Source organism: Caulobacter endophyticus (assembly GCF_003116815.1).
Classification (GTDB): Bacteria; Pseudomonadota; Alphaproteobacteria; order Caulobacterales; family Caulobacteraceae; genus Caulobacter; species Caulobacter endophyticus.
Window position 1 is genome coordinate 22,260 of record NZ_QDKQ01000020.1, and the last position, 8,937, is coordinate 31,196.

At 68.8% G+C, this 8,937-nt stretch carries 9 protein-coding genes and 1 pseudogene; 7 read left to right on the top strand and 3 right to left on the bottom strand.

The window, feature by feature from the left end; translation table 11 throughout:
- Window positions 1-155: 155 nt before the first annotated feature.
- A complete protein-coding gene (locus tag DDF67_RS03885) occupies window positions 156-947 on the bottom strand; it encodes a TerC family protein (protein WP_109099629.1) in 792 nt (263 codons plus the stop codon).
- A 117-nt stretch (window positions 948-1,064) separates the two neighbouring features.
- Between DDF67_RS03885 and DDF67_RS03890 the strand changes: the two genes are divergently transcribed.
- From DDF67_RS03890 to DDF67_RS03915, 6 genes are all read left to right on the top strand, one after another.
- Window positions 1,065-2,162, top strand: a complete 1,098-nt coding sequence (locus DDF67_RS03890) for an acyltransferase family protein (protein ID WP_109099630.1) — start codon at window positions 1,065-1,067, stop codon at window positions 2,160-2,162.
- Between the two features lie 69 nt (window positions 2,163-2,231).
- Complete coding sequence (locus tag DDF67_RS03895) at window positions 2,232-2,918, top strand: CHAP domain-containing protein (protein WP_109099631.1); 687 nt, start codon at window positions 2,232-2,234, stop codon at window positions 2,916-2,918.
- Window positions 2,919-2,989: 71 nt separating this feature from the next.
- The gene (corA, locus tag DDF67_RS03900) at window positions 2,990-3,949 is read left to right on the top strand and encodes a magnesium/cobalt transporter CorA (protein WP_109099632.1); all 960 of its coding nucleotides are present in this window, start codon (window positions 2,990-2,992) and stop codon (window positions 3,947-3,949) included.
- Window positions 3,950-4,029: 80 nt separating this feature from the next.
- A complete protein-coding gene (locus DDF67_RS03905) occupies window positions 4,030-5,271 on the top strand; it encodes a pentapeptide repeat-containing protein (protein ID WP_109099633.1) in 1,242 nt (413 codons plus the stop codon).
- A 103-nt stretch (window positions 5,272-5,374) separates the two neighbouring features.
- Complete coding sequence (locus DDF67_RS03910) at window positions 5,375-6,475, top strand: SGNH/GDSL hydrolase family protein (protein ID WP_109099634.1); 1,101 nt, start codon at window positions 5,375-5,377, stop codon at window positions 6,473-6,475.
- A 47-nt stretch (window positions 6,476-6,522) separates the two neighbouring features.
- Complete coding sequence (locus DDF67_RS03915; protein ID WP_109099635.1) at window positions 6,523-7,095, top strand: hypothetical protein; 573 nt, start codon at window positions 6,523-6,525, stop codon at window positions 7,093-7,095.
- 4 nt (window positions 7,096-7,099) lie between these two features.
- On the opposite strand, the gene DDF67_RS03920 is transcribed toward DDF67_RS03915, so the two are convergent.
- The gene (locus DDF67_RS03920; protein ID WP_109099636.1) at window positions 7,100-7,957 is read right to left on the bottom strand and encodes a crotonase/enoyl-CoA hydratase family protein; all 858 of its coding nucleotides are present in this window, start codon (window positions 7,955-7,957) and stop codon (window positions 7,100-7,102) included.
- Between the two features lie 79 nt (window positions 7,958-8,036).
- Here DDF67_RS03920 and DDF67_RS03925 point away from each other — a divergent pair, with 79 nt between their 5' ends.
- Complete coding sequence (locus DDF67_RS03925; RefSeq protein ID WP_109099637.1) at window positions 8,037-8,825, top strand: SH3 domain-containing protein; 789 nt, start codon at window positions 8,037-8,039, stop codon at window positions 8,823-8,825.
- Here DDF67_RS03925 and DDF67_RS26465 read toward each other — a convergent pair.
- Window positions 8,822-8,937, bottom strand: a pseudogene (locus tag DDF67_RS26465) (IS481 family transposase); the annotation flags it as partial. The gene DDF67_RS03925 and the pseudogene DDF67_RS26465 overlap by 4 nt on opposite strands.

The window sequence follows — 8,937 nt, forward strand, 5'->3', positions numbered from 1 at the left end:
TGGCTGGGTTCGCAGCCCCTTCCCTCTCCGTCGGCTACGCCGACACCTCTCCCTTCAGGGAGAGGGTTTATGAAACGAAAAACGCCGCGACAGCCGAAGGGCGGTCGCGGCGTTTTCTTTAATTCGCCCCGCCTGTGGGGGAGGAGTAAGCGCCCCTACTCCTTCTTCTGCTTTCGCTCCGACGCCCGGCGCGAAAGCATGTTCAGGCCCTCGACGCCGGCCGAGAAGGCCATGGCGGTGTAGATGTAGCCCTTGGGCACGTGCACCCCGAAGCCCTCGGCGATCAGCACGGTGCCGATCATCAGCAGGAAGCCCAGGGCCAGCATGACCACGGTCGGGTTGGCGTTGATGAAGTTGCCCAGCGGATCGGCGGCCAGCAGCATCACGGTCACGGCGGCGACCACGGCGATGACCATGATCGGCAGGTGGTCGGTCATGCCGACGGCGGTCAGGATCGAGTCGATCGAGAACACCAGGTCCAGCAGGATGATCTGGAAGATCGCCGCGCCGACGTTGGAGATCACCACGCCGGTCTTGTCGAGCACGTCGCCGCTCTCGTGCTTGGGATCGACCGTGTGGTGGATCTCCTTGGTGGCCTTCCAGATCAGGAACAGGCCGCCGGCGATCAGGATCAGGTCGCGCCAAGAGAAGGCGGTCTCGAAGGCCGGCTCGCCGTGGCTGCCCAGCGGGCCGACGATGCCCAGGTTGAACACCGGGGCGGTCAGGCCGACGATGAAGGCGATGGTCGACAGCAGGGCCAGGCGCATGATCAGCGCCAGCGAGATGCCGATGCGGCGCACGCGCTGGCGATGCTCGGGCGGCAGCCGGTTCGACAGGATCGAGATGAAGACCAGATTGTCGATCCCGAGCACGATTTCCATCGTCACCAGTGTGACGAGGGCGGCCCAGGCGCCCGGGTCGGTGGCGAGTTGAAGGAGTTCGTTCATGGGTCCCGGCTAGGCTGGAGGAGAATTGAGCAGGTCCCAGCCCGCCGCTGAGCCCGCCGCGGCCGCCAAACGGCGGTCGGCGAATTGCGGCGAAACTCGGACACGGAAGAAGCAGATATGCCTGACGCCGCCCATATCAAGCCCCTAACCGCCTTGCGGTTTTTCGCCGCCTTCTGGGTGGTGATGTACCACTACTGGCCAAACCTCGCCGCAGCCGGCGCGGTTCCCGGCATCGTGGCCAAGGGCTATCTGGGCGTCGAGGCCTTCTTCATCCTGTCGGGCTTCATCCTCTGCCACGTCTATCTGACGGCTTTCGGCGAGGGCCGGTTCGGCTATGGCGGCTTCCTGTGGAACCGGCTGGCGCGGGTCTATCCGCTGCACCTGTTCACCCTGGCGGGCGTTGGCCTGATGGCGATCGCCGCCGGGATCGCCTGCATCGCCGTCGACAGGAACATGCTGGCCTGGGACGCCCTGCCGGCCAACCTGCTGATGGTCCAGGCCTGGGGTTTCGCCCCGGTCTCGGGCTGGAACCACCCCTCGTGGTCGATCTCGGCCGAGTGGTTCGCCTATCTTTCCTTCCCGGCCTTCGCCTTCGTCGCCTGGCGGCTGCGCGAGCGGCCGCTGGTGCTGACGGGCGCAGCCCTGGTGGTGATCGGCGTGCTCTATCCGGCCTTCGAAAAGCTGGCCGGCTTTCCCCTGACCGAGGCGACGATCCGCTGGGGCGCCCTGCGCATCGTGCCGTGCTTCTTCTATGGCTGCGCGCTCTACACCCTGTGGAAGAGCCAGGAGGTCAGCCTGCGCGGCGCGGGAATCGGCGCCGCTTTCGCGGGCGTGCTTCTGCTCCTTACGGTGCAGCTTGAGGCGCCCGATGCGTTGATCGTGACCATTTTGGGCGGATTTATTCTATCCCTGGCGCGCCTGGCCAAGGCCGGTTCGACCTTCGCTACTCAAAGCGTTTTCGTGTATTTGGGCGAGATCAGCTACTCGACCTACATGATCTGCATCCCGTGGAAGATCCTGGCGATCAACGGTGCGGCAAAGCTGTTGAATATCGAGGGCGACAAACTGCCGCTGGCCGTCTGGGCGTTAATCGTCGCAGCCTTGATTCCACTGTCGGCGGCCTCATACCACCTGGTGGAAAAGCCGGCCCGTGACTTGATGAAGTCTGTAGCCAAGCGTCGCCGTAGCGCGGCCGCAACCGCTGCTGTGGCCTAATAAACACTCTTTTCATATTTTTCCGTCAGGGTTATCCCCCTACCCAGTGACGCGGGGGAGTACCCAAGCATGACGAAACGGAAGAGAGCCCTTTGGGGTTCCCTGGCCGCTGCGGCCATGATCAGCCTCGCGCCGATCTCGAGCGCCGTGGCCGACGGATACTGGCAGTGCGTGCCTTTCGCCCGCCTGATGTCGGGCATCCAGATCTTCGGCGACGCCCGCACCTGGTGGGGCCAGGCCACCGGCAAGTACGACACCGGCTTCGTGCCGAAGGCCGGCGCCGTCCTCTGCTTCAAGCCCACCGGCCGCATGAACCTCGGCCACGTGGCCTTCGTTTCGCAGGTCCTGACCGACCGGGTGATCCAGGTCACCCACGCCAACTGGTCCGTCATGAACGGCTCCCGCGGCCAGATCGAAAAGGACGTCACCGTCGTCGACGTCTCGCCGGAAGGCGACTGGAGCGAAGTGAAGGTCTGGTACGACCCGATCCGCGATCTGGGCACCACGGTCTATCCGACCCACGGCTTCATCTACCAGAACCAGCAGGCGGTCACGATCGCCGCGGCCACCAGCAAGCTGGCGCTCGCCCAGAACGCCGCTGTGTCGCTGGCCAAGCAGGCCGCCAACCAGGTCGCCTCGTCGGTCCGCGCCAACCCGCTGGACATGATCAACCAGGCCGCCGACTCCACCGACCGCATCGCCGCCCTGATCGCCGCCGCCCAGGGCGACGAAAAGCCGGCCCAGCAGCCGCGCTGATCGCCAAGGTCGCGCGTTGACGCGACCGAAGGCCCCTGCCACACCCGTGAGGTGAAGGTCCGGGTCGATCCATGCTGAGAGTTCTCCGACAAGGCGCCCCGGGCTTCGAGCCGGGCGGCCATACGCCCGACTGGCGCCTGCCGGCCGACGCCGTCTGGATCGAGCTCGTCGACCCCACCCGCGCCGAGGAAGTGGCCGTCGAGCAGTCGATCGGCCTTCTGCTGCCCACTCGCGAGGAAATGGCCGAGATCGAGGCCTCCTCGCGTCTCTACCAGGAGGACGGCGGCACGTTCATGACCGCCACGATCCTGGTCAACGCCGAGGGCGAACTGCCCACGGCCGCCCCGGTGACCTTCGTGCTGGCCGGCGACAAGCTGGTGACCATCCGCTACGTCGAGCCGCGCGCCTTCTCGGTGTTCGCCGCCCAGGCCGAGCGCCAGCCCAGCCTGTGCCCGCACGGCCCGCAGACCTTCCTTGGCCTGCTGGACGCCGTGGTCGACCGCACCGCCGACATCCTCGAGCGCACCGCAAGCGAGGTCGAGACCCAGTCGCGCACCATCTTCAGCCGTCCGCGCGGCGCGGCCTTCGAAAAGATCCTCAGCCGCCTGGGCCGGGCCCAGAACGTCAACGCCAAGGCCCGCGACAGCCTGGTGAGCCTGGCCCGCCTGCTGTCGTTCGCCAGCCTGGCCGAGCAGTTCGAGGGCGACAGGGAACTGCGCGATCACCTCAAATCGCTGCAGCGCGACGTGCAGTCGATCACCGACCATTCCAGCTACCTGTCGGGCAACATCACCTTCCTGCTCGACGCGGCGCTCGGCTTCATCAACATCGAGCAGAACCAGATCTTCAAGATCTTCTCGGTGTTCTCGGTGGTGTTCCTGCCGCCGACCCTGATCGCCGGGATCTACGGCATGAACTTCCTGCACATGCCCGAGCTCGCCTGGATGGAGGGCTATCCGATGGCGCTGGGCCTGATGCTCCTCGCCGCGCTCGTGCCGCTGATATGGTTCAGGCGAAAAGGCTGGCTGTGACTTGTTTCACAGCCGAGAAACAAACCGTTCCTTAAGCGGAGTTTCGGCATAAACGGCCGGAACACTTGATAAAAAAGCCAATGTCGCCCCTTCCCGCCCAATCGCCGCAGAGCCTGATCCGCAAGGCTCCCGCCGCCGCCGTCAAGGCCGCGGTGGAGGCGCACGTGCGGTATATGAAGGGCCTGCCCGGCGGGCGTCGCGCGACCCTGGCCTATCTGGACCTGTCTCACTTCGAACTCGACGGCGCGGATCTTTCCGAAGCCGACCTGACCGGCGCGCTGCTGGCCGGGGCATCGCTGCGCGGTGCGATCCTGGACAGGGCGGTGCTGTACGGCGCGGACCTGCGCGACGCCGACCTGCGCGGCGCGCGCCTGACCCGGGTCGACATGCGCGGGGCCTATCTGCGCGGCGCCAACCTGTCGGGCGCCGACCTTTCCGGCTGCGACCTGCGCGAGGGACTGACCGCCGTTCAGGACGGGGCCGAGGACTTCCGCCTGCTGCGCCACGCCGAGGACGGCGCCGGCCTCGACTACGCCCTGCTGAAGGGCGCCAAGATGAGCGGGGCCCAGATGTCGGGCGCCTTCGCCCGCGCCGCCGACCTGACCGACGCCGACCTGTCGGGCGCCACGCTGTCGGGCGCGCGGCTGAACAACGCCACCATGAACCGGGTCGACATGACCGGGGCGGAGATCTTCGGGGCCGACCTGTCGGGCGCGCTGCTGCGCCGCGCGGTGCTGACCGGGGTCGACACCTCCGGCGCCAACCTCGAGGACGCCGACCTCGCCGAGGTGCTGCGCGCCCCGCCGCCTCTGATCTATGTCGACGACCAGCCGCTGCACGACCTGCTGGACGAGCACGAGGCGTTCTGCGCCAGCGGCGGCGCCAGGGGCCGGGCGATCAGCATCCCGCAGGTCGACTTCCGTCCGCTGCGCCGCCTGAAGGGCCGCAAGCTCAGCGGCTTGGCCGCCCCCGGCTCGATCTTGTTCGGCATGGACCTGGAGGGCGCGGAGCTTCAGGGCGCCAACCTCGTCGGCGCCGACCTGCGCGGGGCCAACCTTCGCAAGGCCGACCTGCGCGGCGCGCGCCTGGCCGACGCCGACCTGGCCCGCGCCGACCTCTCGGGCGCCAAGCTGGGACCGCTGGTCATCGGCGAGGGCCGCGCCCTGCGCGCCGACCTGACCCGCGCCACCCTGCGCGGCGCCAACCTTTCGGGCGCCAGCGCCGCCCGCGCCCGCCTGATCGGCGCGGACCTGTCTCGCGCCAACCTCGCCGGCTGCGACCTGCGCGGCGCGGAACTGCCCGAGGGCTTCGGCGCCAAGTGATCCTTCTCCCGCAAGGGAAGAGGGAAGCCCAGAATACCTTTTCCGTCTTTCCTTATCGCCCCTACCCGCTACACGAGGCCTTCGCACACGACGAGAGGGCGCGATGGGACTTCGAGGGCTTCTGACAGCCGCGGCGCTGGCCGCCCTGACCCCCGTCCTCGCGCTGGCCCAGCCGCGCGTGACCCCCGTCGCCGACGCTCCCGCGCTGACGGCCCTGCCCGCTCTCGCCGGCGGCCGCGTGGTCGCCGGACCTGAAGGCTGGACCTACCAGTGGCCCAGCGCCCGCTTCGAGGCCGCCTTCGCCGGCGAGGCGGTGCTGTTCAAGATCGGCGCCGGCGACCAGATCCTGCACCTGTCGGTCGACGGCGCGCCGGTCGGCCGCCTGGTGAAACCCGCGCCGGGCCTCTACCGCATCGAGGGCCTGGCCAACGGCCGTCACCTGGTGCGCGCCAGCGTCGTCAACGAGATGCAGGCCGCACCGGCCCGCTTCGGCGGCTTCTTCCTGGCCGACGGCCAACCCCTGGCCCTGGCCGCGCCCCGCCGCCAGATCGAGTTCATCGGCGACTCCCACAGCGTCGGCTACGGCGATGCGTCCGACGTCCGCGCCTGCCCCGGCGACGGGGTATGGATGACCACCGACAACTCCATCGCCTTCGGCCCGCTGACCGCCCAGCGCTTCGGCGCCGACCGCCAGGTCAACGCCATCTCCGGCCGGGGGATCGTTCGCAACTTCGACGGCATGGCCGGCGACACCCTGCCCATGGCCTGGCCCAAGGCCCTGCTGGGGACGGCCCCGGCCTACCGGAACGACGACTGGCGCCCGCAGGTGGTGGTGATCAACCTGGGCACCAACGACTTCTCCACACCGCTGAAGCCCGGCGAGCGGTGGACCGACCGCCAGGCGCTGCGCGACGACTACGTGGCGACCTATGTCCGCTTCGTGGGCGAGATCCGCGCCCGCCAGCCCCAGGCCTTCGTGATCCTGCTGGCCCCGCCCAGCGCCGAGAACGAGATCGCCGCCCAGGTCGACCGCGTCGCCGAGACCCTGAAGGCCGGCGGCGAGACCCGCCTGGCCGTCATCCCGGTGGGCGAGATGGAGCTGACCGCCTGCGACTGGCACCCCTCGGCCCGCGACCAGCAGGGGATATCCATCCGGCTGGCGGCCTTCCTCGACCAGCATCCGGAGATCTGGCAAGGGCGGTAAAGCATCCGGCTTGACGGTGGCGCTGCGCCGCCGCACAACCTCAGGTCATGAAGCGCGTTCTCCTCGTCACCCTCTGCACCGCCGCCGTCCTCGCCGTCGGGGGCGCGGCCCTCGCCGTCGCCGACCAACCCGTCACCGCGCCGGACGTCAGCAGCGAGATGGCCGCCTTCCGCGACATCTGCATCACCCCCGCCTCGCACGGCGAGATCCGGCGCAAGGCCCGCGCCACGGGCTGGACGGTGTTGGGACGCGACGCCCTGCCCGCCCAGCTCGCCGAGGACGGCGTTCTGAGGCTGCAGGAGGCGCGTCAGGGTACGATCGCCGGGCGCCCCGTGCTGCTGACGGTGGGCAACCTCAGCGGCACGTCCGAGTGCAAGCTCTACATCCAGCCGGCCGACACGGCGCTCACGGTCGCCCGGCTGAAGGCCGAGCCGGTGCTGGGCCAGCCGTTGGGCGCGCCCGACTTCGACGCCGCCCTGACCCGGCCGGACGGCTGGAAGGCCATCGGCTGGCATCGCAGCACGAAGGCCGGCTGGCGCGCGGTCCACTACAGCTTCGACATCGACGGCCAAGGCCCCGGCTCCGACTGGCAGTCGATCGAGATCACCCGGAAGATCTAGGTTCTCAAATCCCGGCCTTGATCGGCGCCAGGTCTGGATAGACCGGCTCGCGCTTGCCGGCCTTGGCGGCGAAGGCCTCGGCCATGTGCGGACCGGCCAGCATGCCCGACTGCCAGACGGCCAGGTAATCTAGCGTGTCGGCGATCGAGTGGTCACGGGCGTAGTTGATGATCACCTTGCTGCCGGTGACCGCCAGCGGGGTCTTCGAGGCGATCTCGCGCGCGGTCTCAAGGGCGTGGGCGACCACCGCCTCGTGGCTGTCGAACACGGCGTTGACCAGGCCCAGCTCCAGCGCCTTGGCCGCCGGCAGCTTGCGGCCGGTATAGGCCAGCTCCTTGACCCAGCCCTCCGGGATCAGCTTGCACAGCCGCGGGAAGGTGCCGACGTCGGCGGTCATGCCGATATTGATCTCCTGGATCACGAAATAGGCGTCCGAGGCGGCGTAGCGGATGTCGCAGGCGGTGGCGAAGTCGACCGCGCCGCCGATGCAGCCGCCCTGGATGGCCATGATCACCGGCATCCGCGCCCGCTCCAGGCACGAAAAGGTCTCCTGCAGGCCCTTGACCTTGTGGCGGAAGGCCTCGGCGGCCACGTGGCGATCGGCCGGCTCGCCCCCGGTGATTCCCTCGTCGGCGAACACCGAAAGATCCATGCCGGCGCTGAAGTGCTTGCCGGTCGAGGAGATGACGATGGCCCGCACCCCGCCCCGTTGATCGAGGTCGTTCACGATCGCCGGCAGCTCCCGCCAGAACGAACGCGTCATGGAGTTGAAGCTTTCGGCCCTTATCAGCTTGAGGTGAGCTACGCCCGCTTCGACCTCTACCGTGAAACAGCTATAGTCGGACGGTGCAGTATTACCCATCGTCGCCTCCCTTATCATTGTTCACCTGAACGATAGCACGGGCGGCGGCGGCGACGTCAAACCCCTAGAGGATCGCGTCATGAGCAAGTCCATCACCACCGCTCTCTCCATCGTCGCCATCATGGCGAGCGGCCTGGCCGCGCCCCTTCCGGCCCTGGCCCAGGGCAAGCCGCTGGGCGGCCTGTTCTCGTGCGACGCCAGCGGCGGCAAGCAGGAAGGCGGGGCCCTGATCGGGGCCGGCGTCGGCGCCCTGCTCGGCACCCAGGTGGCCAAGAACGAGAAGGGCCTGGGCGCCCTGGTCGGCGCGGCCGCCGGCGCGGCGGCGGGCTCCTATATCGGCTGCCGCATGCAGTCGACCGACACCTCTCGCGCCCAGGCCGCCACCAAGAAGGCCCTGGAAACCGGCCAGTCGCAGGCCTGGAGCAACCCGCGCACCGGCGCCTCGGGCCGCGTCGACGTGGTCGCCTCGACCTACGGCCCGCCGATCGCCGGCGACCAGCTGCGCTTCGAGCGCAACGTCCGTCAGCTGGCCAGCTACGACGCCGTCGGCGCCGACTACACCGTCCGCTCGACCGCCAACCTGCGCGCCGGTCCGTCGACCAGCGAGAGCGTGGTCGGCAAGCTGTCGGCCGGCGAGCGCGTCGAGGTGCTGGGCGGCGTCCCGGGTTCGAACTGGCTGCTGATCGGCCGCGGCGGCTACGGGACGGGCTATGTCTCGAGCAGCCTGCTGACCGCCAGCGGCTACGGCCCCGAGCCGTCGTGCCGCACCATCGCCGCCCAGGTCTCGACCCGCGGCCAGCGCCCGACCACCGAACGCTACAACGCCTGCAAGGACGGCCGCGGCGAGTGGCGGCTGATGCAGGTCTAGGTGTCGTTTCCAAGAAGGTTGTTCACCCGCTGCCAGGGCGTGAGGCCTTTTATGCCTGAGTGTGGGCGGTCGAGGTTGTAGCTGTCGGTCCAAGGCTTGATGGCCTTGGCGC